The sequence below is a fragment of the Parapusillimonas granuli genome, assembly GCF_013416525.1.
Classification (GTDB): Bacteria; Pseudomonadota; Gammaproteobacteria; order Burkholderiales; family Burkholderiaceae_B; genus Parapusillimonas; species Parapusillimonas granuli.
Map to the genome: position 1 here is coordinate 90,952 of NZ_JACCEM010000007.1, position 25,117 is coordinate 116,068.

General features: G+C 65.5%; 22 protein-coding genes and 2 riboswitches. Of the genes, 10 read left to right on the forward strand and 12 right to left on the reverse strand.

Annotation, left to right across the window (positions count from 1 at the left end; translation table 11 throughout):
* Positions 1 to 679: 679 nt before the first annotated feature.
* Complete coding sequence (locus H0A72_RS13930; RefSeq protein ID WP_180156327.1) at positions 680 to 1,558, reverse strand: LysR family transcriptional regulator; 879 nt, start codon at positions 1,556 to 1,558, stop codon at positions 680 to 682.
* Here H0A72_RS13930 and H0A72_RS13935 point away from each other — a divergent pair.
* From H0A72_RS13935 to H0A72_RS13945, 3 genes are read left to right on the forward strand one after another with little or no spacing between them, the layout of a single operon-like run.
* Positions 1,505 to 2,806: a YbfB/YjiJ family MFS transporter gene (locus tag H0A72_RS13935; RefSeq protein ID WP_180156329.1), complete on the forward strand. Its 1,302-nt coding sequence runs from the start codon at positions 1,505 to 1,507 to the stop codon at positions 2,804 to 2,806. The two genes, H0A72_RS13930 and H0A72_RS13935, sit on opposite strands and share 54 nt — an antisense overlap.
* Positions 2,803 to 3,399, forward strand: a complete 597-nt coding sequence (locus tag H0A72_RS13940; protein WP_180156331.1) for a carboxymuconolactone decarboxylase family protein — start codon at positions 2,803 to 2,805, stop codon at positions 3,397 to 3,399. The genes H0A72_RS13935 and H0A72_RS13940 overlap by 4 nt, the downstream gene beginning before the upstream one ends.
* 16 nt (positions 3,400 to 3,415) lie before the next feature.
* Positions 3,416 to 3,838: a flagellar protein FlhE gene (locus H0A72_RS13945; protein ID WP_180156333.1), complete on the forward strand. Its 423-nt coding sequence runs from the start codon at positions 3,416 to 3,418 to the stop codon at positions 3,836 to 3,838.
* Between the two features lie 13 nt (positions 3,839 to 3,851).
* On the opposite strand, the gene speE is transcribed toward H0A72_RS13945, so the two are convergent.
* A complete protein-coding gene (speE, locus tag H0A72_RS13950; RefSeq protein WP_180156335.1) occupies positions 3,852 to 5,099 on the reverse strand; it encodes a polyamine aminopropyltransferase in 1,248 nt (415 codons plus the stop codon).
* 165 nt (positions 5,100 to 5,264) lie between these two features.
* Positions 5,265 to 6,713 carry a sodium:solute symporter family protein gene (locus tag H0A72_RS13955; protein WP_180156337.1) on the reverse strand — a complete coding sequence of 483 codons (1,449 nt, stop codon included), beginning with the start codon at positions 6,711 to 6,713 and terminating at the stop codon, positions 5,265 to 5,267.
* Positions 6,702 to 6,809: riboswitch (TPP riboswitch) on the reverse strand. Its footprint overlaps the gene before it by 12 nt.
* An 82-nt stretch (positions 6,810 to 6,891) precedes the next feature.
* A riboswitch (TPP riboswitch) is annotated at positions 6,892 to 6,989 on the forward strand.
* Between the two features lie 41 nt (positions 6,990 to 7,030).
* Between H0A72_RS13955 and H0A72_RS13960 the strand changes: the two genes are divergently transcribed.
* Both H0A72_RS13960 and H0A72_RS13965 read left to right on the forward strand, forming a co-directional pair.
* Complete coding sequence (locus H0A72_RS13960; protein WP_180156339.1) at positions 7,031 to 7,813, forward strand: 3-oxoacyl-ACP reductase; 783 nt, start codon at positions 7,031 to 7,033, stop codon at positions 7,811 to 7,813.
* A 20-nt stretch (positions 7,814 to 7,833) separates the two neighbouring features.
* Positions 7,834 to 9,156, forward strand: a complete 1,323-nt coding sequence (locus tag H0A72_RS13965; RefSeq protein WP_180156341.1) for an LLM class flavin-dependent oxidoreductase — start codon at positions 7,834 to 7,836, stop codon at positions 9,154 to 9,156.
* Positions 9,157 to 9,181: 25 nt separating this feature from the next.
* Here the strand turns inward: H0A72_RS13965 and H0A72_RS13970 are convergent, their stop codons facing one another.
* The 8 genes from H0A72_RS13970 to H0A72_RS14005 all read right to left on the reverse strand — a co-directional run bounded on the left by H0A72_RS13970 (position 9,182) and on the right by H0A72_RS14005 (position 17,672).
* On the reverse strand, positions 9,182 to 10,777 hold the full coding sequence (locus tag H0A72_RS13970) for a Na/Pi cotransporter family protein (protein ID WP_180156343.1): 1,596 nt from the start codon (positions 10,775 to 10,777) through the stop codon (positions 9,182 to 9,184).
* Positions 10,778 to 11,051: 274 nt separating this feature from the next.
* A complete protein-coding gene (locus H0A72_RS13975; protein ID WP_180156345.1) occupies positions 11,052 to 11,513 on the reverse strand; it encodes an SgcJ/EcaC family oxidoreductase in 462 nt (153 codons plus the stop codon).
* A gap of 21 nt (positions 11,514 to 11,534) precedes the next feature.
* The gene (locus H0A72_RS13980) at positions 11,535 to 12,749 is read right to left on the reverse strand and encodes an MFS transporter (RefSeq protein WP_180156347.1); all 1,215 of its coding nucleotides are present in this window, start codon (positions 12,747 to 12,749) and stop codon (positions 11,535 to 11,537) included.
* An 81-nt stretch (positions 12,750 to 12,830) separates the two neighbouring features.
* Positions 12,831 to 14,585: a sensor domain-containing diguanylate cyclase gene (locus tag H0A72_RS13985; protein WP_180156349.1), complete on the reverse strand. Its 1,755-nt coding sequence runs from the start codon at positions 14,583 to 14,585 to the stop codon at positions 12,831 to 12,833.
* On the reverse strand, positions 14,582 to 15,508 hold the full coding sequence (locus H0A72_RS13990; RefSeq protein ID WP_218953330.1) for an amino acid ABC transporter substrate-binding protein: 927 nt from the start codon (positions 15,506 to 15,508) through the stop codon (positions 14,582 to 14,584). The genes H0A72_RS13985 and H0A72_RS13990 overlap by 4 nt, the downstream gene beginning before the upstream one ends.
* Positions 15,509 to 15,804: 296 nt before the next feature.
* Positions 15,805 to 16,062, reverse strand: a complete 258-nt coding sequence (locus H0A72_RS13995) for a DUF2249 domain-containing protein (protein ID WP_180156351.1) — start codon at positions 16,060 to 16,062, stop codon at positions 15,805 to 15,807.
* A 3-nt stretch (positions 16,063 to 16,065) separates the two neighbouring features.
* On the reverse strand, positions 16,066 to 16,338 hold the full coding sequence (locus H0A72_RS22210) for a DUF2249 domain-containing protein (RefSeq protein WP_343060115.1): 273 nt from the start codon (positions 16,336 to 16,338) through the stop codon (positions 16,066 to 16,068).
* Positions 16,339 to 16,490: 152 nt separating this feature from the next.
* Positions 16,491 to 17,672: a cytochrome P450 gene (locus tag H0A72_RS14005; RefSeq protein WP_180156356.1), complete on the reverse strand. Its 1,182-nt coding sequence runs from the start codon at positions 17,670 to 17,672 to the stop codon at positions 16,491 to 16,493.
* Positions 17,673 to 17,913: 241 nt separating this feature from the next.
* Here H0A72_RS14005 and H0A72_RS14010 point away from each other — a divergent pair, with 241 nt between their 5' ends.
* The 5 genes from H0A72_RS14010 to H0A72_RS14030 all read left to right on the forward strand — a co-directional run bounded on the left by H0A72_RS14010 (position 17,914) and on the right by H0A72_RS14030 (position 21,748).
* A complete protein-coding gene (locus H0A72_RS14010) occupies positions 17,914 to 18,117 on the forward strand; it encodes a hypothetical protein (protein ID WP_180156358.1) in 204 nt (67 codons plus the stop codon).
* 85 nt (positions 18,118 to 18,202) lie between these two features.
* Positions 18,203 to 19,108, forward strand: a complete 906-nt coding sequence (locus H0A72_RS14015; RefSeq protein WP_180156360.1) for a metal ABC transporter substrate-binding protein — start codon at positions 18,203 to 18,205, stop codon at positions 19,106 to 19,108.
* Positions 19,105 to 20,001, forward strand: coding sequence for a manganese/iron ABC transporter ATP-binding protein (locus H0A72_RS14020; protein ID WP_180156362.1), 897 nt, complete (start codon positions 19,105 to 19,107; stop codon positions 19,999 to 20,001). The genes H0A72_RS14015 and H0A72_RS14020 overlap by 4 nt, the downstream gene beginning before the upstream one ends.
* On the forward strand, positions 19,998 to 20,855 hold the full coding sequence (locus H0A72_RS14025; protein WP_180156364.1) for a metal ABC transporter permease: 858 nt from the start codon (positions 19,998 to 20,000) through the stop codon (positions 20,853 to 20,855). The genes H0A72_RS14020 and H0A72_RS14025 overlap by 4 nt, the downstream gene beginning before the upstream one ends.
* Positions 20,852 to 21,748 carry a metal ABC transporter permease gene (locus tag H0A72_RS14030; protein WP_180156366.1) on the forward strand — a complete coding sequence of 299 codons (897 nt, stop codon included), beginning with the start codon at positions 20,852 to 20,854 and terminating at the stop codon, positions 21,746 to 21,748. Before H0A72_RS14025 ends, H0A72_RS14030 begins: the two co-directional genes overlap by 4 nt.
* A 12-nt stretch (positions 21,749 to 21,760) precedes the next feature.
* Here the strand turns inward: H0A72_RS14030 and H0A72_RS14035 are convergent, their stop codons facing one another.
* On the reverse strand, positions 21,761 to 25,009 hold the full coding sequence (locus tag H0A72_RS14035; protein WP_221305979.1) for an autotransporter domain-containing protein: 3,249 nt from the start codon (positions 25,007 to 25,009) through the stop codon (positions 21,761 to 21,763).
* Between the last annotated feature and the right edge of the window lie 108 nt (positions 25,010 to 25,117).

The following is a 25,117-nucleotide window of genomic DNA, read 5'->3' on the forward strand; positions in this document are numbered from 1 at the left end:
GGCTGACCAGCCGACGAACGACTGCTCTAGGAGTCGAACTCGGGGCGGCGAATGTCGCTTCAGGGTCGAAAGCTGTCATCTTCCCTAGCATCTGTTGTTGTGCTTTGTTTGTTTTGGATGGCGCGCGAAGGAATGGGCTACTATGGCAAACAAGTTCGCTGTCTCTGGATGATTTTCATTGTCACAGCACGACGTGGCTTACTTTCCCAAGGCTCTCATGTGGCTCCCAGCCCACAACGCCGCACTACCTGCAAGCGGCATGAAGCAGAGCTAACCTATTGCCCTGTATATGGTTTCAAGCTACGCGCAGTTTGCACTAAACGCTTGACGCCGGCCATTTTTTGCCGCCGGGCCGCCCCAAGGCAAAACCGCCCCCCTGGGGGGCAGCAAGCCGTAGGCGCGGCGTGGGGGGCTTTTTTGTGTGCGCCCGCTGGGCGCACTCCTGCGGGTGCAAGTCCCGCCGTAAGTTGATCACAGCGAATGAAACGAAGCGCAACTGCGTGAAGGCGACCGAGCGTGGAGCGGGCGGGCGTAGCCGACGGTGAAGCCGCGGGTGATCCTGTCAGCGAGGAACCAGCGCAAAACGCAGCAAGCGTCGCTCTTTGAAATCGCTGGTTTTTGCCAAACCCGAAATCATGGCAATCATGGGTAAAGCAGGGCGGTCCTCAGCGGAAGCCTTTCATTCGGCGAAATCCGGCGAAGCCAGCAGTTGGCGCAAACTCCTCAGCGCCAACGATTCCTTCCCCTCATGCCAGATCAGATGTGTGCGGTTGAAGGACAGATGCGCAGGAAGTTCATGAGCCTGTACGGATTTGGCGGCATGCAATCCGGCAAGCACCGATTTTGGCACGATCGCCACACCCGTTCCCGCCGCAACGCAAGCGACGATTGCCGGGTAAGAGGCAAACTCCAGCACGCCGGAAACGCCGACACCATGTTCGCTCTGCCACTGTTCCAGGAGGCGGCGATAGGAGCAGCCACTGGCAAACGCGATCAGGGTGACGGTTCCCGCCTTGGCAAGACTGGACAGTGATTGAATATGTGGGCCGGTAATGAGAACAAGCTCTTCTTTGAATACTGGCTCGGCAGCCGCTCCAGGGGCATGGAAGGGCTCTGAAACAAAGGCTGCCTCGACATCATGGCGAGCCAGCCTGCTGATCAGCGCCCCGGTCGTTCCTGTGACCAATTCAATGCGCACCGCCGGGTTGGCTTGGTTGTAACGCGCCAGCAGCCGAGGCAGCCGGCTACCGGCTGTGCTTTCCAGCGAGCCGATACGAAGGGTGCCAAGCAACCTTCCGGTCCGCAGCGCCGATTCTGCTTCATCAGCCAGGCGCAGCAAGCGTTCTGCATAGCTGATCAACAAGCGGCCTTCTTCCGTCGGCACCAGCCTGCGGCCACGGCGCATGAACAGCTCAAGCCCCATGCGCGCTTCGAGTTGTTTGATGCGCGTGGTGATGTTGGACGGCACGCGGTGCAGCGCTTGCGCCGCCCGAGCTACGCCGCCATGCGCCACTACCGCTTGAACGATGGCCAAGTCATTCAGATCGAAGTTTCTCATTGCAAGAATATCTATTCTAAATTATTCAATTTACGAGAAAATTATAGCGGGTCAGAATGCGGTATGGACAGATTTCATACACCTGCTTTGCACATCCTTGGCATCGCCCTGAGCGGCCTTGCCGCACTGGCCGTGGCGATAGGAATAGGCCGTTTCGCGTTCACGCCCCAATTGCCTTTGATGCAGGCGGATCTGGGGCTTTCACTATCAGACGGAGGCTGGCTGGCGGGGGCCAACTACCTGGGGTATTTCGCAGGTGCCGTGCTTGCTGGAAGAAAAGGCATGCCCGCGGCCATGCTGATGCGATGCGGCTTGTGGGCCGTCGTAGCGAGCACCGCCGCAATGGCCGTTTCTGGGCCGTTCGCATGGTGGATCGCCATGCGGTTCGTCGCCGGCGTCGCCAGTGCGGGGGTCCTGGTTGGGACTGCAACCGTGATCCTTGCCCGTCTGGCGATGCTGGGCGCGCGCCGTCTCGACGGCCTCGTGTTCGCCGGTGTTGGAACCGGCATCGCCCTGGCTGGACTGGTCTGCCACGCGGGTGTTCTGCTGGGGATGGGGGCCAGGGCGCTCTGGCTCGCCTTGGCGGGGCTGGCCCTTGTCGGCACCTTCATTGCGCACAAGGTGGATGTGCGGAGCGAGGCGTTCCGTTCAGGGATATCCATGCCGGCGGCTTCCGCCGGGCAAACATCGCGGGGCATGCATCTGTTGGTGCTTTGCTACGGGCTGTTCGGCTTTGGCTACATCCTTCCCGCGACATATCTGCCGTCTCAGGCGCGTTTGTTACTGGACGACCCCGCGCTCTTTGGCTGGGTGTGGCCGCTCTTCGGCATCGCTGCAGCCTTATCCACACTGAGCATCGCTTTCCTTGCGCGCTGGCCTCGGACATATGTCTGGGCCGGTGCTCAAGCCGTCATGGCCGTCGGGGTATCCATGCCCGTCATCGCGCCCGGCCTTTGCGGGCTTGCGGTGGCTGCGCTGTGCGTGGGTGGAACTTTCATGCTCATCACCTTGCTCGGTTTGCAAGAGGCCCGGCAACAGGCGGGGCCCAGCGCACAAAGGCTGCTGGCGGCGATGACCGCCGCATTTGCCGCCGGTCAGCTCGCAGGACCCATCGCAGCCAATTTTTTGCTTGAAATCGGCTGGCCATTCAGTTCGGCACTGTGGCTGGGTTCGGCGGCGTTGCTGGCAAGCAGTGCGTCACTCATTCATTTCACTTATCAAAAGTCTTTCACTCGGGAGAACCCATGACTACGACCATCCCCCAAGGTTTTGGCCAGGAGCGCGGCGAACGTCTGCCACTGCCCTCGATGGCATCCATGACGCAAGCCCAGCGTGCCGCTACGGATGCGTTGATTGCCGGACCACGAAAAGGCGTCAAAGGGCCTTTTATTCCGTTGATGCACAGCCCGGCACTGCTCGAACGCCTGGCGTGCGTGGGGGAATACTTGCGGTTTGAATCCGCTTTGCCAACAAGCATCAACGAGTTCGTGACCTTGCTCGTTGCGCGCGAATTGAGCAATCAGTTTGAATGGGCTGTCCACTATCCGTTGGCGATACGAGCCGGTGTTGCGGAGTCCACTTTGCTGGATGTGGCCCAAGGCGCCCGTCCTCGCGCCATGTCGGAGGAGGAAGCCGACGCGTGGGCATTCACAACCGAGCTGCTGCAGCGGCATGGGGTCAGTGACCAGACCTATGCGGCCGCGAGGCGGCGCTGGGGGGAGCGCGGCACGGTGGAAATGGCAGCCTTGATCGGCTACTTTGCATGCGTTTGCTGGATCATGAACGTCGCTCGCACGCCTGCCCCGGAAGGGGCGGCGGCCTTGAACGGCTTTCCCGCGTGAATTATGCTGTCACCCCATGAACTCCAGGACCTTGATTCAATATGCCTTGGCCGCCGCCGCCCTGGGCGCGGGCATGGCCGCCTCGGCGGGCGACTTCGCCTGGACGCAAGAAAAAGTCAGTCCGGCCCTCAACCACGCCGGCCGGGAGGTCGCGGTTCGCTATGCGCCGGCCGGAAACCGCGGCCCCGGCCCCGGGCCGGGCTCGGTCATCACTGCGGTGTATGCCGCGCGCGACTTCCAGGGCGCGCAGGTGCAGAGCAAGCTATGCTGGAACGACACGCAGCGCTGCGTGCCGCTTGTCGGCGGCGGCGTGCGCAGCCAGGATTTCAACGGCCTGGATGCCGGCAAGCCGTTCTATCTGGTGCACACGGCGCAGGGGCGCGGGCCGCTGGCCCAGCCCTTGTTCATCACGGGCAGCGTCACGGTCTGGTACCGCTGACACCCGCCGGCCGCTATTTTTTGACGGCGGGCATCAAGGCGCGGTAGAAGTTCGGCAGGGCGAACAAGGCCGCATGGACGCCTTCGTTGTAGTACTGAAGACCGCCGATGCCGCGTTCCCGCAGGCGCTGCGACACCGTGGCGGCGTCCAGGGCGGTCGGGTCCAGGGTGTCGGACGCAACGGCCAGCGCCCAATAGGCGCCGTACAGCGGAATGTGCAGCCCGTAGCCGTGCACTTGCTTGAATACCGAAGCCAGCTTGGCGGACATGTCGCGCACCTGGTCTTTTTCGTGGAAAGGGGCGCCCAGGTGCATGACCAGCGCGCCGTCCGCCGTGAGCGCGGACTGGCAAAGCTGGAAGAATTCACGAGTGTACAGGGGGCCCGCGGGCGTTTCAGGATCGGTGAGGTCCAGCAGGATCAGGTCGAATTTCCGGGGGGTGTCGGCCATGAAGCGGGCGCCGTCCTGGAAGAGCAGGCGGACGCGCGGATCATCGAACGCGTTTTTGTGGATGGACGGCAGATACTGCCGGGCGGCGTCGACCACGCGCTGGTCGAGCTCGACCAGCGTGATGTCGCGCAGGCTGGGGTGCTTGAGCAGTTCTTCGATGGCGCCGCCGTCGCCGCCGCCGATGACCAGGGCCGCTGCCGGCGCCGGATGAGCGAGGGCGGCGGGATGGACCAGCGCTTCATGGTAGAAGAATTCGTCGGCCTCGGACGTCATGAACAGGCCGTCCAGGCGCAGGCAGCGGCCCAGCTCCTTGGATTCCAGGATTTCCAGGCGCTGGTAAGGCGTTTGCTCGGCGTGCAGCCGCCGCGCGAAGCGAAAGCCGAAGGCGCTGGTGTCGTTCAGGGATTCCAGCAAGAGCTCGCCGTTCGCGCCCGGACCGTTCTCGTCGCCGCGCTGCAGGCGTTCGTATTGGGCCTTGCCGGGCTGGAATACTTCGACCAGCCCATGCAGCAGGGCTTCCGCCTTGCCGGAATTGTCGGCCATGAAATTGCACACGTACACGTCCAGCGTGATGCCGCCTCGTTCCGGCCAAGTGTGTATGGCCAGATGGGATTCGGCCAGCAGCAAGGCCCCCGTGACGCCGCCGGGATGGCCGTCGAAGTCGGGGAAGGTATGCCATTTCTCGTTGACGAGCGTGAGCCCCGAATCGAGGGTACGCCCGCGGCAAAGTTCGGCAAGCAGCGCTGCGTCTGTCAGCAGCGCCGGATCACACGCGCATTGGTAGAGATCTGCGGTAAGGTGCAGGCCCTGCATAGTGTCGAGGCTCCTTGGTGAAGACTGCTGCGCCAAGGGTAGGCACGCAAGATAAACGCGAATGGGGCGCAAGATGGCCGCGCCCGATTCGCGAAAAGAATATAAGTATATATTAAATAAATATTTACTGCTTTGAACAGGGGTCGATCTGCATGCAAAACACCGTCATTTCCCTTCGTCCAGGCTGCGCACGGCGCTGCTCAGGTGGTTGAAATCGAAGTGCGTCAGCGAGCGCAGCAGGCGCAGCGCCAGCAGGGACACCACCGCGGGAACCAGGACCGCGAGCAGGAAGGATTCCAGCAGATACTCGGGGCGGTCGCCCGGGGCCGGAAACAGCGCCAGGCCGGCGGCCAGGCCGCAAACCGTGCTGATGAACGCGATGCGGCCGTTGTGCCGGGGGTTGAACAGGCCGAAGAAGACCGGAAAAGCGGCCGCGCAGCACAGGAGGTCGGCCAGCAGGAAGAGGTAGAGCACGCTGTAGCCCTGCGCCGCGGCGATGATCACGGGGATCGCCAGCAGGAAGATCAGCCAGCGCGAAAGCCGCATCAGGACTTGGCCGGAGACGCGCGGCGCAACGCGGCGCACGTCCACCGCGATCAGGCTGGAGACCGCGCTGATCACGGTGTCGGCGGTGCTCATGACCAGCGCCAGGCCCAGGGGGATCAGCGCCACGGCGAACCACACCGGCACGTGCGGCATGATGACGGTGAACAGGGCGATGGAACTGTCGCCGCCTTGCCCGAGGCCGGTGAAGGCCAGGCCGAACAGCCCCATCAGGAAGATGATGGGGCTGACCAGCACGCCGGCCAGCAGGAAGCCGCGCCGCATGCTGCGATTGTCTTGCGCCGAATAGACCCGCTGCCAGTTGCCCTGGTGGAACAGGCCGGTGAGCAGGATGGCGACGAAGAACGTCAGGCCGGCCTTGACGCCCATGGGGTCGGTCAGGCTCAGCAACTGGGGCGCTTGCGCCCGCAGGCCCTGGACCGTGGGCTCGATTCCGCCGACGGCGCGCCAGCCCAGCGCCAGCAGCACCAGAAGCAAAGGCACGATGACGGCCATCTGGACCTTGTCGGTGACGATGGACGCGCGCAGCCCGCCATAGGCGGTGTAGATCAGGGTGGACACCATGACGATGGCGGCGGTGGCCCACAGGGGCACCGGGGCCAACAGGGTGACCAGCTTGGCGATGGCCGTGATTTCCGCGGTGAGCGCGATGAACATGTAGAACAGCATGATCAGCAGCGTCAGCAGATACATGGCCCGCCCGTAGCGCAGCACGACGAACTCCGTGAGCGTGTGGCCTTGGGGGATCAGCTCGCGCATGCGGCGGCCCAAGGGGATCATCAGGATGCGGGGCGAAGCCGCGCCCAGGGCGTAGCCGATGACGGCGGCCAGGCCGCCCCAGGTCGCCGCCTGGGCGGGCGAAAACAGTATCCACCCGCCCAGCGAGGTCGCCAGCAGGGTCAGCATGGTGGCCGTGGTGCTCTGGCTGTTGCGGGCGATGATGTAGTCTTCCAGGCTGCCGCGTTCGCTTCTTGCGTACAGCACGCCGGAAATGGTGAAGGCCGCCGCAAACAGCAGCAGGCACAGTACGGTGGTGGTGGTGCTGAACATTTCCATCCCTACGCCAGTATTAGCTGGATCAGGTTCAAAGGGTTACCGCGGCGCCCGCGGAGTCTCAGCCCGAAACGGGCTCCCCCAGGAACAAAGCGCAAAGCTTAAGTGCCCGGGGCGGGCGTGTCAATGCGGGCAGCCGGCCCTGTCGCCGGCGGCGCTTCTGTGCTATGGTGTGCCCGACGACACGGGGTGCTCTCGAACACGGGGGCTGAGATGAAACCCGTCGAACCTGCTCCAGCTAATACTGGCGAAGGGATGTCCATCCATGCACCGCAAGCGCATGATCCACCTTCGCTTCCTTGACAAGGTAAATCATGACCGACAGCGGCATTGCACTTCCCCTCGATGAACAAATCGTGCTGGTCACCGGCGGCGGCCGCGGGCTGGGCGAACACCTGACGCGCGCCTTTCTTGCGCAGGGCGCGCGGGTGGTGGTCAATTATCTGCGCAGCGCCGGCCAGGCCGAGGCGCTGGCGCAGGCGGCGCAAGGCCGGGCCGTCGCCCTGCGGGCGGACGTCACCGACGCGGCGGCGGTGCGCGAAATGTTCGACGCGGCGCGGCGCCATTTCGGTTCGGGCGTCACGACGGTGGTCAACAATGCGCTTCCCGCCTTCGCATTCAACGGCGATGCGCGCCCCCACGCGGACACGATCTCCTGGGACGACATGAGCCGGCAGTTCGAAGGCGTGGTCCGGGGCGCCTTGAACACCGTGCAGGCGGCGCTTCCGGACATGTCGGCGCGCGGCTTCGGGCGCGTCATCAACATCGGCACCAACCTGTTCCAGAATCCGGTCGTGCCCTACCACGATTACACGGCGGCCAAGGCGGCGCTGCTGTCCCTGACCCGCACGCTGGCCAATGACCTGGGGCCCAAGGGGATCACGGTCAACATGCTGTCGGGCGGGCTGCTGCGCACCACGGACGCATCGGCCGCCACCCCGCAAGAGGTGTTCGACCTGATCGCGGCCGGGACGCCGCTGCGCCGCGTGACCACGCCGGCCGAATTCGCCGATGCGGCGCTGTTCTTCGCCTCGCCCTGGTCCCGCTCCGTAACGGGGCAGAATCTGGTCGTCGACGGCGGCCTGGTCAAGAACTAGGCCCTCGAAGGAAGCCACACATGGACACCACACAATCGGGCGCGGGCGGGCGCGCCATGCACATCAATCTGTTCCTGTTCGCCTGCGGCCATCATCGGGCCGCGTGGCGCCATCCGTATTCCTCGGTGGGCCGGCTCGGCGACATCCGCTACTACGAGCAGCTGGCCCAGACGGCCGAGCGCGGGAAGCTGGACGCGGTGTTCTTCGCCGACGGCCAGTCGGCCGACAATCCGGCGGACGGCCCGCGCTGGTTCCTGGAGCCCCTGACGACGATCGCGGCCCTGTGCCGGGCGACGGAGCGCATCGGCTTCATCAGCACCGTCTCCAGCACGTTTTACACCCCTTTCCACGCGGCGCGCATGCTGGCGTCGCTGGACCATCTTTCGGGCGGGCGCATCGGCTGGAACGTCGTGACGTCCATGTTCGATTCCGAAGCGCGCAACCATGGCTACGAGGCCATGCCCGACCACGATTGGCGCTACGAGCGCGCCGAGGAATTCGTGGACGTGGTCCTGCGCCTGTGGGATTCCTGGAGCGACGGCGCGCTGCTGCGCGACCGGGACGGCCTGTATGCCGACCCGGGCCAGATCCATGCCATCCGCCACAAAGGGGCGCATTTCCTGGTGGACGGCCCGCTGACCGTGCCCCGGCCGCCGCAGGGGCATCCGGTCATGTTCCAGGCCGGGGCGTCGGGGCAGGGCCGCAGCCTGGCCGCGCGCCGCGCCGAAGCCATTTACGCCGTCGCCTATGACCTTGCTTCGGCACAATCCTATTATCGGGACATCAAGCGCCGGGTACGGGAGGCCGGGCGGACCGACCCGGTGCCCATCATGCCCGGCCTGGTCACCTACGTGGCGTCCACGTCCGCCGAAGCGCGGCGCAAGCAGCGCGAGCTGGATGAACTGCTGCCCGCCGAAGATGCCTTGCGCCAGCTGGGCCTCTACGTGGGCCGGGACTGCATGGGCTGGGAACTGGATGCGCCGGTGCCGGACCTGCCGCCGCTGGAGCGGTTCGCCGGCCCCAAGGGCCGCTACGCTACCATCTTGCGCATCATCGAAACCGAGAAGCCGACGGTCAGGCAGCTGCTGGGGCGCCTGGCGGCCGGCGGCGGCCACTGCACCATGGTGGGCACGCCGGACGAAATCGCGGACGAGATGGAGCGCTGGTTCCTGAACGAAGGCGCCGACGGCTTCAATCTGATGCCGCCGGCGCTGCCCGAAAGCATCGAGGACTTCGTCGATTTCGTCATTCCCATCCTGCAGGACCGCGGCCTGTTCCGCCGGGACTACGACAGCCGCACGCTGCGCGGCCATCTGGGCTTGCAGCGGCCCGGCTCCAGGTAGGAGCAGGCCCGCCGGGGGCCGGGCCTCATGCGCGTTCGCGTGCCAAGCCGAAATCGTCCGCGGCGTAGTGGCTGATCCGCCACACGTGGTTGGCGCCGCGCTCCAGCCAGCGGAAGGCGTCGGCCTTGCACAAGGCCTCGGCGGCGCCGTTGCGGCCCGGGCCGGTGTCCTGCAGGATGTCGTGCCGGACCTGGCGGGATAGCTCCGCAAGCGCCGCGGCGTCGCGGCCCACTTGTTCCACCCAGCCTTTTTCCAGGCGGCCCGCCAGCCCCTCGCCCGCAAGCGCGAGGATGTCGCGGCATCGCCTTGCCGCCGGGCTGAGCTCGCGGCCGTTGAAGTCGGCCTGCTCGGCCACCGGTTCATTCAGCCGGCTGCACAGCCGCATCAGGTGGTCGATGGCGTGCAGCTGCGCCACGCGGCGCCTGTTCAGCTTGTCGTCGTCGGCGCTCGCGGGGATGCGCGTGACGAAATCGAAGGCCTGTTCCAGCGCCCCGCGGACGCGCAGCATGTCGTGCTTCAGCGCGGCGGGCCGCTCCATGGCCAGAACCTGCTGGTACACCAGGAACACCCGCTCGATGATTTCGTGCACGGCGCGCTGGGAAGCGCCCAGCGCGACTTCGGGCACGTTCAGCAAGGTGGCGTCCAGGTGCCGCGCGTAATCCCCTTCGCGCTCCGGCAGCATGCGGGCGATGGACCGGGCGAACGGGTTGATGAGGGGCATGAAGAGCGCCACGCCCAGGCCGATGAACAGCGAGTGGAAGGCCGCCAGGCCCAGCGCGCCCGCCTCCAGGCCGAGGTGCCGGGCCAGGCTCTGCGCCAGGTACAGCAGGCCGGGCAGCAGCAGGACCGCGATCAGCCCGGCGCCCAGATTGAACAGGATGTATGCCAGCGCGGTGCGCTTGGCGTAGATCGTGCCGCCTATGGTGGCCAGCGCGCTCGTCAGCGTGGTGCCGATGGACGCGCCCACCACGACGGCGGCCGCCTGGTCGAAGTTGATGGCGCCGGCATGCACGGCGGTGAGCGTGGTGGCGACGGCCGCCGTCGACGACTGGAGTATGGCGGTCATGATCAGGCCGATGAGCATGATCAGCAGGCTGGCGCCGAACCCGCCGGAGGGCAGCTGGGCCAGGTCGAGCACGCTCGACAGCCCCTGCATGCCGTCCTGCATGGTGTCGAGCCCAAGGAAAAGAATGCCGAATCCGGCGATCGCGGTGCCCAGCTCGCCCCAGCGCCCCGACACCAGCAGCTTGAGCAGCGCCCCGGCGCCGATGAAGGGCAGGGTGTAGAAACCTAGATTGATCTTCAGGCCCAGGCCGGCGATGATCCAGCCGGTGGCGGTATTGCCCAGGCTTGCGCCGATCACCACGCCTATCGCCTGCGTGAAGGTGATCAGGCCGGCGCTGACGAAGCCGATCAGGGTCACCGTCGTGGCGGTGGACGATTGCGCCAGCGCGGTCAGCACGGCGCCCGAGGCGAAGGCCTTCCAGGGCGTGCCGGTGAACCGGATCAAGGCTTTTTGCAGCGCGCCGCCGGCGAAGGCCACGAGGCCGCTGGACAGCAGCATCATGCCGATCAGGAACAGGCCTATGCCGCCAGCGAATGGAAACAGCACATTCAGCATAATGGGGATCTACAGGGGGTCGGGAAGGGAAGAAGTGAGAGTGTAGCGGCAAGACGGGCCGTCAGGCGCCGCTAGTGGCGCTGGCGTGCAGGCCGACGTGGACGACGCGGTGTCTTCCTTCCGTTTTGGCGGTGCTGCTGAGTCCGGCGCGACCCCGGGACGTCTTGCGTGTTTTGACACAAAAGGAACTTTGCGTTTTTGTATCGCTTCGAGGCTAGAGCCGGCAATGGTGTTCCGGCCAGAAGGCCGGCCGGATTCTACCGCAGGAAGACCCTTACTGCGGCTGGGGAAGCAGGGACGAGTGATGGCTGGTAATGAGCCACCCGTCGCCCGACCGCCGATAGGTGTAGGTGTAGCGGGCTTTTGCCGTGCTGCCGTCACCGAAAGCAAAGGTATACAGGCCGGTGTCGATGGCGGTATTGCATTCCAGGATAATGTTGCGCTGGTCGATGGAGCCGCGTGGCCGCTGCTGCAGGAAGTACTCGAAGTACTCCATCTTGTCGGCCTTGGACAGGCGAGGAGAATTGGACAAGGTGGGAAGCAGGACGGCGTCCGCCGCATAAAGGGTTACCACTTTCTTGGGGTCGCCGGTTTGCAGCGCGGCGTTCCATGTGTCGAACAGGCCAGCCACTTCTGCGACCGAGGTCTTGTGGCAGATGGTTTCGTAAGTGTCCTTGCCGGGGCTCGCGCAAGCAGCGAGCGCCAGCGTGGCGGCGGTACAGAGGATGAAGCGCATGGATGGTCTCCGGTTCGAGCGTTATTGTTGTGCTTTGCCTGGCAGCCATCGCCAAAAGAATACTGCGGCCAACAAGCCCAGCCCGCCGATGCTGGCGATACCTGCCCCTAGTGTCGCAATTGCGGCGACGCCCGAGAGCACAAGGGGTCCCCCGCAGGCGCCAAGGTCGGTAATGAAGCGCCATATGCCCAAGAAGTGGGTGCGCCCGTTTCTGGGAGACGCATCCGCCCCGATGGTCATGATCAGCCCCGAACCTACGCCATTGCCCAGGCCCAGAATCAGCGTGATGATGATAAATCCGATCAGGCTGCCCGACAAGGGCATGAGCAGCAACGAAGCACCCATGATGACCATCGACGGCAGGGCCACCCAGCGGCGGCCGTGCCGGTCCATGACATAGCCCGAGGGGTAGAACAGCAGCATGTCTATGGCCCCCATGGCGCCATAGACGAGGGCGGTCGTGGCGGGGTCCAGGCCGATGTGGCTGGCCCACAGGGGAATGATGATCTGGCGGCAGGAGCGCACCGCCGCCAGCAGCATGCAGCCGGTGCCCAGCGTCAGGAAGGCGCCGCGATGGTCGCGAAAGATGCGCTGGGCGCGCACGGACGTCTGCTGCGCCGGGCCGGCCTCGCCGGCCTCGCCGGCCTTGCCCTGGGGCGCCTGCACGACCAGGTCGGGGATGCCCAGGGAAAGCGCGCCGGCCGCCGCCGATGCGAGAATGGCGACGACGTAGGCGCCGGGCAGCCCCATGAAGTGCATGAGCCCCGCGCCCACGAAGGGGCCCAGGAACATGCCCACGCGCATCGCGCCGCCCAGGGTGGACATCGCCCGGGCGCGCATCGTGATGGGCACGGCTTCGGTCAGGTAGGTCTGGCGCGCCAGCATGAAGATGGACTGCGAAATGCCGATCATGAAGACGCCGGCGGCCAGCACCCATGCCGAGCCGGCCAGCACGCACAGCAGCAGCGCGACGATCATCAGCGCCGCCGCGGCGGTCATGGCCCGCCGTTCGCCGTGGCGCGCCGTCAGGATGGATGCGGGTATGTTGCTGAGCAGCGACCCCACGCCGATCAGGGCGACGATGAGGCCGGACAGGGCCACCGAGGCGCCCAGATCGCGGGCGCTGAGCGCGATGACCGGGAAGATGGCGCCTTCGGCAAGCCCGAAGAGGGCGGTCGGGCCGAAGGCCGCTACGGCTATTTTCCTAAGGCTGAATGAGGGGTCGCTGGCTGCCACGATGCATGCTTCTGGGCGGTAAAGACTAGTATTCTGACACATGTCGGGCGCTCGGGCCCCACGGCGCGCCGTCAACAGGCCCTAGGCCTGCCGGCTTCTGTTGCTGAGGGCTTTTTGCAAGTACATGTCCTTGTCCGCCTGCGCGAGCAGGGCGTCGCTGGAGGTGCCGTCGTCCGGGAAGCAGGCCGAGCCCACGCTGGCTCCCACCGCCATGGTGTGCCCGTCATGGGACTGGACGCGGGATATGCAGGCGACCAGCTTGGCGATGAGGGTGGCCAGGTTGGGGTGTTCCTTCGCGCCCTCCACGATGATGACGAACTCGTCGCCGCCCAGGCGGACGACGGTGTCGGTGCGGCGCACGCAGTCGAGCAGCCGGCGCGCGGTGACCCTCAGCACCTGGTCGCCGACGGAGTGGCCGTAGGTGTCGTTGATGGGCTTGAAATGGTTCAGGTCTATCAGCAGCACGTACCCATGCAGGGACTGCCGCTGCGCGCGCAGGACGGCGCGTTCCAGCTCTTCGTCCAGCACGATCCGGTTGCCGAGGCCGGTGAGCGGGTCCCGGCGCGCGATCCGCATCAGCGTCTTTTCGTTCTCGCGCAGCTTGTCGATGACGGTGGCGAGCTGGTGCCGGTGGCTGGCGTTTTCGAGGAAGGCGCCGATCATGTCGGCGACGGTCTGCAGAAACGTCTTTTCGCTGGCGGACCATTCCCGGTCGTTTTCCAGGTCTTCGACGCAGATGAAACCATACCAGTGGCTCTGGCCCCAGACGGGAAACGCGGCCAGGCTGCGGACCCCGCGCCGGCGCAGGATGCGCTGGTCGGATATGGGGAACTGCGCGATGGTGCCCGTTACGGACTGGCGCTCCTTGAAGTGGCCGGCCCAGTGCTCTTCTTCGGGGTGTTCGGTGAAATCGGCCGGACCGGCGCCCGGGCTGAACGGACGCCCCGCCAGGACGGTGTAGTTCAGATAGAACTCGCCCGCCTCGTTGATGTCGTTCTCGGCCAGGTAGAGCCGGCCGGCGCCCACCGCCTGGCGTACGCGCTCGAGCACGTCGATGAGCGGGGAGGCGTCCTGCGAGGACGTGGCCAGCAGCTCGCTCGCGCATTGCGCCAGGATCTGCTGGCGCTTGTAGCGGGAGTCGAGCTCCATCATCAGGCCGCCGTACGCGGCCATGACGTCGCTCAGTTCGTCGTTGTGCTTTTCGGTGGCCAGCTCGCGCAGCCGCATGATGGCGTCGCCGGATTCGATCTCCATGTTGATGGCGTTGCGAAAGCGCGCCAGCGGCTGGTCGACCACCCGGCGAAACACCAGCAGGGCGCCCACCAGCATGACCGCGAACATGGCGATGAACAGAACCAGGTAGCGCCACAGCAAGTCCATGGCGGCGGTCCAGATGGAGATCCGGTTGAACTGCGCGACGAGCTCGCCCACCTGGAAACTGCGGTCGGCGCCGTCCGTGTAGTGGATCAGCTGCCGATAGGGCGGCGTGAGGCCGGCTTCCGCGGCGACCGGCTCGATCGCGATGGTCTGGCCCGAACAGGCGTCCTGCAGCCGCACGCCGGCGACGCCTTGCTGATGGGCCAGCGCATTGACGATGCCGTTCAGCGTGGCGGTGTCGCAGTCCCATAGCGGCTTGACCAGCGAACGCGCATAGACGCTCATGAGCTCGGTGCGCGCGGACTCCAGCTTGGCGCGCTGGACGTGGTAGCCGATCAGGACGGTGCCGGTGCCCGCCAGCACGAAGACCAGCACGAAAGGCACGAGCAGGGAGCCGATGAACTGCCGGTACAAGGAGCGCCTGGGAGGCTTGCCCGCGGAACTCTGCGCGCCGGTCATCGCGGCACCTGTTTATAAAGCAGTTTGCGGTAGCGCGCGGGCACCAGGTCGTAGCCATAGAAGGGGTTGTCTATGTCGATGATGGTGCGCAGGCGGAAAGCGGTGTCGGGCGGCGGCTTGCAGTATTGCGCCCATATCTCCAGGAAGCGGCCGTCTTCGACGATCCGGTCGAAGCCTTGCTGCAACGCGTCGTACAGGGCGTCGGCGTCCGGGTTGGGGGATACCCACACGAAACGGAACCAGGGGTAGCGCACCAGAATGTAGGGGTCGATGGTGAGCTGGGGGTATTGCTTCTGGAAGTGCGGCAGGAAATAGGTCAGGGTTTCTTCCAGCCCCAGGGGGAACAGGTCGACGAAGCCCGCTTCCATCTGGGTGGCGAATTCTCCGTTGGACCAGTTCTTGATTTCCTTGGTGGGAATGCCCGCCGCCCGGTAGATCTCGACGTCCATCCACCCCACGTTCTGCCCCATGGAATAGGCCCGCAGGTCGGCCGCGCTCTTGACGTTCGACAGCTTGTGCTTCTGCGAATCCAGCAGCAGATTGATGCGGTAGCCCAGCAGCCCGCGGTCCAGCGGCACGGGGATCATGCGCAGCTTGCCTTCCTTGACCAGCTGCAGGCGCGCCGGCGTGGCGGGCATCATGTCGACGTGGGTGACGCCGGAGCTGATCATGTGGACGTTGCGCTTTTCATTACCCGCCGGGGCGTCGACGAATTCGGCCTTCAGCCCTCCGGCCTCCATGGCGGCCCGCACGAGCGCCCGCGCGTGTTGCAGGTGGCCTTCGTTCTGGACCACGAACTCGCGCGCGCTTGCGGTGGCAGGCAGCAGGACACAGGCGGCGCAGGCCAGCAGCAGGCCGGCTCGCCGCCGAAGAACGGCGAACAGCGGCGGCGGCATCGAGAGAGTGGAGAAGGGCGCCGACAAGCGGAATGTAACTCCATGTGTCTTTATGTAATGGTTCGCCCGATTTTAAACCGGAAACAAGAGCCATAACAGCCTATTGTTTACCCGATGGAATTCGGGCGTTCCGACAGCGGAACGGCCGGGTGCGGATGCGGCAGGGCGAGGGGCGTCGGACCGGTCTGACGGAGGGGACGGGCCCGGGCGGACTGGCAGGCCTGGATGATGCGACGAAAGGATGCAGGCGGGCGGAAGAGCGCGCCGGGCGCGAGGCCGGCGGGCTTTGGGCCTGTCGACGTTGAAAGGTGGCGGCGCCGGCCCTAGGCGGCCGCGCCGCGCCAGATCAGCACTTCGAACACCGCGTCGGGACGCATGGTGCAGGCATGCAGGAAGCCGTTCTGCCGCAGGATGCCGTACAGCGGCCGCGGCTCGCGGTCGATGATCATCAGCAGGCGCTCTGTGGGGGGAAGCGTCGCCAGCGCGTCAAGCACGCGCTCCAGCGGTTCGGGGGGCGCCAGGCCGCGGACGTCCAGCACGACGTCCGCGGTATCGGCGGGAGGGAAGCCCGTGTCCGGCATGGCTCAGGCGCGGCTGTCCGACACGACGTGGAAGTCGATGACGATTTCGCCGGGTTCGCGCGATATGTATTCGATGCGGACGTCGTCGCCGAAATAGCCTTGCAGCTGCTGCAGCAGGGGCAGAGGGTCGTGATCGTTGCAAAAGCGCATGGTTTCGCCGGGCTGCAGCGCCGACAAGGCGCCGAATATGGCGGCGTGGCGGAAGCGCTTGGCGACGCCTCGGGCGTCGAAGGGGTAGGCGGTTTGTGAGAGAACGGGGATGGTGTGTTCGGCCACGATGGATTCCTTTTTGACTGGTGCGGGTGAAGCGCATGCCTGGGCATGCGGACTAGCGTTTTCGATTATAGGTAGGGGCGCCGGGAATCCTCCCTGGAACCCCATGCCCAGTGTGGTTGTCCGGCGGCCGCGGCCGGCGCCGCGCCCTTTCTTCATCGCTGTATGACGATGGGCAGGCGCGAATACCCGCTGGCCGGGAAAAAGGCCTTCACGGCCTGCGTCCCCGCCCCGAGCGCGATGCCGCGCGTGGACTTCAGCAGCTCTTCCATGATGACGCGCAGCTCGAGCCGCGCGAGCGGCGCGCCCGGACAGACGTGTATGCCGGCGCCGTACAGCAGGTTCAGGGCCGGATCCCGGTCCAGGCGGAATTCGTCCGGGTCGCCGAAAACCGCGGCGTCGCGGTTGGCGGACGCCCAAAGCAGCGCCAGGCGCTCGCCCTGGGCGATCGGGACGCCGCCTATGTCGACGTCCCGGGTCGCGACGCGGCGGTTCATGATGAGCGGCGGATGTATCCGCAGGATTTCGTCGATGGCGGCGGGCAGGAGTTCGGGCTGTGCCCGCAGCGTTTGCTGCAAGGGTTCGTGCGTCGCCAGGTATTGGGTCAGGATGCCGACCGATGCGGAGATGGTGGCCAGCTCGCCCACGGTCCAGTTGCGCAGGATGCTGACGATTTCGTCTTCGGTCAGCGCGCGCCCGTTCATGGTTTCGCCCAGCAGGCGGGTGGTTGCGTCGTCGGGCGCGCCGCTGCCGGCGGCGCGGCGCAGGGCGAGCAGGTCTTTGATGTAGCCGTCGAATTCCAGTGCGACCGCGGCCATCGCCGCTTCGTCCCGCGCGAGGGTGGCGCGATGGTTCTTGCGTGTCCATTGGCGCAGGGGTTCGTGCAGGGTGGCGGGCCAGCCCAGGAATGCGCATTGAACGCGCAAGGCGAAGTCCTGGGCGACGTCTTCCATCCATTCGGTTTCGGTGGCGTCGGGCACGCGGGCGATGATCTCCGAGGCGATGCGCCGGCAATGAGGCTCGACTTCGGCCATACGGGCTGGGCTGAAGTAGGGGTCTATGATGCGGCGGAATTCGGTGTGCTCGGGCGGGTCCATGCCGTTGGGCACGGAGGGGCGGCGCGAGACGGCGCTGCTGAAGGTTTCGTGGTCGAGCAGCGCGCGCAGGACGTCGGCGTGCCGGAATACGCTGGCGTACCCGTATTGGCTTCTTGCGACGGGGCAGCGGCTGCGCATTTGGTCGAAGGCGGAGATTTGGTCGGCTAGAACGGCTTCCGATCGCGGATCCCACTCCGCGGCTAGTCCTGGCTGGTGGGCTTCCTGTGATTCGTTCGTCATGTATCGCCTTGCGTGAAAATCCTTTGCCCTTCGTTTCGTCGGGCAACGGGGGTCATTATGCTTTGGGGGATATTCAAGGGTGGGTATACCATTATTGTGCTTAGGGTCACAAGGATGCGGATCATGGAATGTATCCGCCGGCCATGTCGAGCCATGGCGGTTCCGGCGTGGCGGGGCCGCGTTAAAATCGCCGGGTGCGGGCATGCTAATTGCGATGCCACGGGTCTTTCGGAAGTGGCAAATGACAAGTACGGCCAGCGGTATCATTCTTGTGGCGGCGTTCGCCATCACCTTCATCATTGCCCGGCTCATCGTGAAGAGCCGTGCCGCCCGTGCCGCCGCCCGGGCGCGGGAGCGCATCGAGTTCCTGCGGCGCAACGCGCCGCCGCCGGCGCCGTCGAAGAATAAAAGCAAAAGGCGGCGCGAACAGCGGATGCGCGGCTGAGCTCGTGGCTGCGATCGGGTTTGGGCTTGTCAATTAAAACTTTATTGCAAACAATAATGATTTTCATTTACATTAATAAATATCCATGCACATCCCTATCCCGCTCCTCGCACGCATCCTGGGCTGCGCCGCCGCCGCGCTCATGGCGATGGCCGCCGCCCCTTCCTGGGCCGGCAAGCTGAAGGTCGTCACCACCTTCACGGTGATCGCCGACATGGCCCGCAACGTTGCGGGCGACGCGGCCGACGTGGTGTCCATCACCCGGCCGGGCGCGGAAATCCATCAGTATCAGCCCACGCCGGGGGATTTGGCGCGGGCGCAGGGCGCCCAGCTGGTGCTCTGGAACGGCCTGAACCTGGAGCATTGGTTCGAGCGCTTCTTCCAAAGGCTCAAAGACGTGCCCGGCGCGGTGGTGACCCAGGGAATCGAGCCCATGGGCATCGGGTCCGGGCCCTACCAGGGCAAGCCGAACCCGCATGCCTGGATGTCGCCCGCCAACGCCTTGATCTACGTCGACAACATCCGCGATGCGCTGGTCCAGCATGACGCGGCGCACGCCGACCTCTACCGCGCCAATGCGCAGGCCTACAAGACGCGCATCCGCCAGGCCATGGAGCCGATCCGGGCGCGCTTTCAGGCCATTCCGGCCGAGCGCCGCTGGCTGGTGACGAGCGAAGGCGCGTTCAGCTACCTGGCGCGCGACTTCGGCCTGAAGGAACTCTATCTCTGGCCCATCAATGCGGATCAGCAGGGCACGCCGCAGCAGACGCGGCGTGTGATCGACGCCGTGATCGCCCATCGCATCCCCGCCGTGTTCAGCGAAAGCACGGTGTCGGCGGATCCGGCCAGGCAGGTGGCCCGCGAGACGGGGGCGCGCTACGGCGGGGTGCTGTATGTCGATTCGCTCAGCCCGCCGGACGGCCCGGTCCCGACCTATCTGGATCTGCTGCGGGTGACGGCCGAAACCATTGCAAGGGGGCTGGAATCTTGACTGCTTCGAATCCTGCGGCCGCCGAGGCGCCGGGTATCTGCGTGGAGGGCGCCAGCGTGACCTACCGCAATGGCCAGCAGGCCTTGCGCGATGCCAGCTTCCGGACGCCCGCCGGCTCGATCACTGCGCTGGTCGGCGTGAACGGCAGCGGCAAGTCGACGCTGTTCAAGGCCATCATGGGCTTCGTCAAGCTCGCCGGCGGACGCATCGCCGTGCTGGGCATGCCGGCGCGCGAAGCCTTGCGGCGCAAGCTGATCGCCTATGTCCCCCAGAGCGAGGACGTGGACTGGAACTTTCCGGTGCTGGTCGAGGACGTGGTGATGATGGGCCGCTATGGGCACATGGGCTGGATGCGGAGGCCCGGGCCCGCGGACCGCCGGGCCGTCGACGCCGCCCTGGCGCGGGTCGGCCTGGAGGCGCTGCGCACCCGCCAGATCGGGGAGTTGTCCGGCGGCCAGCAGAAGCGTGTGTTCCTGGCGCGCGCGCTGGCGCAGGATGCGCGCGTCATCCTGCTGGACGAGCCCTTCACGGGAGTGGACGTGACGACCGAGGACGCGATCATCGCGCTGCTGGGCCAGCTGCGGCAAGAGGGCAGGGTGATGCTGGTGTCCACCCACAACCTGGGCAGTGTCCCGGAATTCTGCGACCGCGCCGTGCTGCTCAATCGCACGGTGCTGGCCTACGGGCGCACCGCCGACGTCTTCACCCGGGCCAACCTCCAGGCGGCGTTCGGCGGCGTGCTGCGCCACTTCGCGCTCAGCGAAACGGACGAGCGGCGCGCCCAGGCCGTCGGCATCTTTTCCGACGACGAGCGTCCCCTGGTGTTCTATGGGGACTTGGCCACGGCGCGCGAGCACCGGCCCGGCCGCGACGGCACGGAGGGCGAGCAATGACGGCGCTGCTGGCCGAACCCTTCGGCTATGGCTATATGGTCAACGCCATGTGGGTGGCGGCGCTGGTGGGCGCCGTCTGCGCCTTTCTATCCGCGTACCTGATGCTCAAGGGCTGGTCGCTGATCGGCGACGCGCTGTCGCATGCCATCGTTCCCGGCGTGGCGGGCGCCTACATGCTCGGGCTGTCGTTCTCGGCCGGCGCCTTCCTGGCCGGAGGGCTGGCCGCGGCGTCCATGCTGCTGCTGAACCAGCGCACGCGCCTGAAGGAAGACGTCATCATCGGGCTGGTTTTTTCGGCCTTCTTCGGCCTGGGCCTGTTCATGGCGTCGCTGGCGCCGGTGTCCGTCAATATCCAGACCATCATCCTGGGCAACATCCTGGCGGTCACGCCGGAAGACACTCTGCAGCTGGCGCTCATCGGCGCGGTCTCGCTGCTCGTCCTGCTTTTCAAGTGGAAGGCGCTCATGCTGGTTTTCTTCGATGAAAGCCACGCCCGTTCGGTCGGCATCAATCCGTTTCTGATCAAGACGCTGTTCTTCGCGCTCTTGTCGGCCTGCACCGTGGCGGCCATGCAGACGGTGGGCGCTTTCCTGGTGGTGGCCATGGTGGTCACGCCGGGCGCCACGGCCTACCTGCTGACCGATCGTTTCACGCGCCTGCTGGCGATCAGCGTGGCCATCGGGGCATGCAGCGGCTGCGTCGGCGCCTACGCCAGCTATTTTCTCGACGGCGCCACGGGCGGCATCATCGTGCTGCTGCAGACCCTCTGCTTTCTGGCGGCCTTCGTCTTCGCGCCCAAGCACGGCGTGCTGGCCAGCCGCCGCCGCGCCGCCTCCGCCGGGGAGGGCGCATGAGCACGCTCGAACTCCTGCTTGCGCCGCTGCAATTCGATTTCATGTGGCAGGCCCTGCTGATTTCGGCGCTGGTGGCGCTGCCCACCGCGCTGCTGTCCTGCCTGCTGGTGCTGAAAGGCTGGGCCTTGATGGGCGATGCGGTGTCGCACGCGGTGCTGCCCGGCGTGGTGCTGGCCTATATGGCGGGGCTGCCGGTGGGGGTCGGCGCGGTCGCCGCCGGCATGGCCTGCGCGATCGGCGCCGGGTATATCCAGGCGAACAGCCGGCTCAAGCAGGATACCGTCATGGGCGTGGTGTTCTCGGGCATGTTCGGCCTGGGGGTGGTGCTCCACACCGGCATACGCAGCGACGTGCACCTGGACCACATCCTGTTCGGCGACATGCTGGGCGTGGGGTGGGGCGATCTGGCGGAAAGCGCCGCGATCGCCCTGGTGGTCGCCGGCACGGTCGCCGTCAAGTGGCGCGATCTGCTTCTGCACGCCTTCGACCCCGTGCAGGCGCGCACCGTGGGCCTTCGGGTGAACCTGCTGCATTACGGCCTGCTGGCCATGCTTTCCCTGACCATCGTGGGCGCGCTCAAGGCGGTGGGCATCATCCTGGTCATCGCGCTGCTCATCGCGCCGGGCGCCATGGCCTTCCTGCTGACGCGCAGCTTCGGCGCCATGCTGCCGGCCGCGGCGGCGATCTCTCTTGGCGCCTGCCTGTCGGGCGTGTACCTGAGCTTCTTCCTGGACAGCGCGCCGGCGCCCACCGTCGTGGTGGTGCTTTCCGCCATGTTCATGGCGGTGCTGGCGCGTTCGCTGTGGCGGGGGCGAAAAGCCCGGAAGGCGGGCGCCGCGGACGCGCTCGCCGCGGAAAAAGAGGCGGGCCCCGTACGGGGCCCGGCCTCGTGATCCGCGGTCAACCTACCACCGGTATTGCAGCCCGACCGAGAACGCATTGGCGGTGGTGTGATTGTCCACGGCCAGCTCATAGCGCGCGAAGAAGCGCAGTTTCTCGTCGTTCTGCACCGACAGGCCGGCCGAGACCACCCCGATGTTGCGGCCCAGGCCGGTGGATGTCGCAACGAAGCCGGGCGTGCCGGCGGGAGCGCCGATCAGCGCGGCGCGCGTGTCGGACTTGGTGTCGCCCGCGTTGTAGTAATAGCGGGCGCTCAGTTCGGGCGTCAGCGTGCGGCTGCCGAACTCGTGGGTGGACGACACGCGCACGCCGATCGACGGCATCACCAGGTCGAGCTTCTGCGACTTGACGTCCAGGCCGGCTGCGTCGGCGCCGGTTTCGCTGAACCCGCCGCGTTTCAGGTGGTACCAGTCGAAGCCCAGGCTGGGTTCGACCGCCAGGCCGGAATACTGCAGGTGCAGGCCGGACTTGAGCGACAGGCCGAAGTTGTCGCCCCGCGACTTGCCGCGCGCGACCCGCGACATGCCGCCGAACTCCAGCGCGCGCTTGGTCTTGTAGTCGGCGTGGCTGTAGGCCGCGGTGCCGTCCAGGAAGAAGCTGTTCTTGCGGGCCGAGCCGTACAGCGCAATCTGGTAGACGTCGGCGTCGGTGTCACCGCCCTGGTTGCCGTCGACCGAGAAATTGCCGTAGCCGAAGCTGGCGCCCACCAGATGATCGCCAAAGGTCTTGTCGAGGCCGGCCAGCACGCCGAAGTTGGTCATGCTGAAGGCGCCGGCGCCGCGGACCTTGCTCGGGCCGCCCATGGCGCGGGCCCACACCGACACCTCGTCCACGGAAGCCGTGCCGGGGCGCGAACCGCCCGCGGCATTGCCGTTCGAGACGGAGGACGCCACGGTCTGCAGCGCGCCGCCCAGGCCGCTGGAGCCGGAGCGGGTGGACAGCGGCGTGGCGACCCCTTGCGCATCGCGCCCGCCGCGCCGGGCGGCCAGGCGGTCTTCGAGCGCCCGGGTGAATTGCCCTTGTTGGATGGCGCCCGCCGTGAGGGCGTTGCCGATGGATTGGCCGGACAGGACGTCGAGCGCGCGGCGCGCGGCCGGGGCGGTGCCGGTATCGTCCAGGGCGTCGAAGACATTGTTCAGGTCGCCCTGGTCTTCCTGGCGGAACGCGGCATTCAGGTGGGCCGCCATGGCGCGCTGGCCGGCGGTGTCGGCCGGCCAGGTGAAGTCGCGCGCGAAAGCGATGTCGACCCGCTGATTGCCTTGTTCCAGGTTGGCCCTCAGGAAGGGGCTGACTTCCAGGGAATCATAGTCCAGGCCGGTCAGCGTGCCCGTATAGCCGAAGAGGGGGTAGCGCTGGTCGGATACTTTTTCATTGGTTTCGACATCGACCACGACGTCGCCGTCCATGATGATGTTGCCGGTGACGTGCAGATAATCGGCGCTGCGCGTGGCGACTTCGAACTGGTAGCTGCCGCCTTCCTGGATGACCAGGTCGCCGACGACGTTCAGCGTGCCGATGGAATTGCCCGGCTGGGCCTGGCCCCTGATTTCGGTCTTGCCGACGATGGTGCCGGAGCCTTGCAGGAAGGCGTTCCGTTCCACGACGATCCGTTCAGACTGGTAGGGCGTGCTGGTGTTGACGGCCAGCGTGCCCAGGTCGACCTGCGTCAGCTTGCGCTTGCCTTCGTCCCGGGAGCGGATGTCGAGCTCGCCTTGGCCGGTCTTCCGGATGTCGCCGGTGCCCGAAAGCGTGTTGTCGGCAAGCGTGAGCACCACGTTGGGGTCGACCTCGAAGGTGCCGCCGAACACGGAGCCGCCGATTTGCCCGATGGATTGCGAGGCGTTGACCTTGACGTCGCGGTTCAGGGTCGTCGTGCCCGAGGCCTGCAGGGCGCCACCTTGCAGCGTGAGCATGCCGGAGCGCGCCCCCAGGTTGGCGTCCGACGTGATGCGCACGGTGCCGTTGTCGATGCGGGTGCCGCCGGCGTAGCTGTTGTTGCCGGCCAGCGTCAGCCTGGCCTCGCCCTGCTTGATCAGCGAGCCGCTGCCCGAGATGTTGCCGGTGAAGCTACGGTTGCGCCATTCGATATTGGCGACATAAGGCTCGATGAAGTTGACGTTCGAGCCGAATTCCAGCAGGTCGGTGTTGCGGGCGTAGCGGGCGATCATCTCATGGCCCTTGGCTGTGGGGTGGAACTCGTCCCAGAACAGGAACTGGTTGGAGTTCGAGCCCGAGCAGCCATTGACATATTTACCGGTTTCAGCCGCCACGCAGTTCTTCTTGGTTTCGGTGAAACCGAAAGCGGTCGGCGATTTGATCGCTTCCGCCAGCAGTGCGTCGAAGTCTATGACCACCAGACGGGTTTTTGCATTCTTGGCGGCGAATTCGTCGCCCAGCTCGAACAGGCTTTTCTTCAGTTCGCGGTTGGTTTCCTGGATGACCTTGCCGTATTGATCCTGCAGGCTTTGAACCATCACGTTGACCTTGGGCGTCTGGGCGATGTTGGGAATGGTGGCCACGTAGTAGGTCACGCCATCCCGCGCGATATCGCCGCGCGTGGCAAGTGCGTTGTTGATTTTGCGCAGTTCCGTAGGGACTTTGCTCAGGATGTCCCTTTTTGCGATATTGGGATCGCCGGGAACGTGTTTGGTCCCAACGGATGGGATAAGCCCGCCAGTCGTGATATCCCATGCCCATCTGTCTTCCAGTTCCTGCCGGAAGTTGTTCCCGCCGATGGCGAACGTTACCAGCGGTTTCGAGCCTGTTTCACTGGCGGTGATGCGTCCCGCATAATCAAAATTGCTAATGAACTTTTCCCAGAAGCTGCGCTTGACGGTGCAACTGAGCGCCCAGCCCATGCAAGATATCTGGCGATCGAGGATCTTGCTGAAAAATTCAGTCTGTTCCTGCACGTTATTGATGAAGGGTTTCATCTTTAATGAAACCAAATCACCGATTACTGCGCCGCCGTAGGCTAGATTGTGAGATTGGTCATACTGGAGCGCCGTGGAATTCAGCTTGTGAAGGTTTTCCACCCAGACGGGGCCGCTGGAGAAGCGTCCGTTATAATAAAGCGGCCCTTTCGGTGCCTGGTAGGCGATGGTTACGCCGCTTGAAAAGTAGGTGCGCCCCGTGTCGGAAAGGCTGTCACCGAACGACCATATCGAGGTGTAGTTGGGCGCCGCGACTTGGGCCGGGGCGGCGCCTGAAAAAACAAATGCGGCAGAAGACAACAGAAGATATTTCTTGATCATGCCCGGTATCCATTGAACGCTGAAGTTTTCAGAATGTTACCAGCCTGGATCGGACAGACCTATTTTTATTTGAAGTTTAGTGCGATCATGGTACGCGCCTTGAACAAA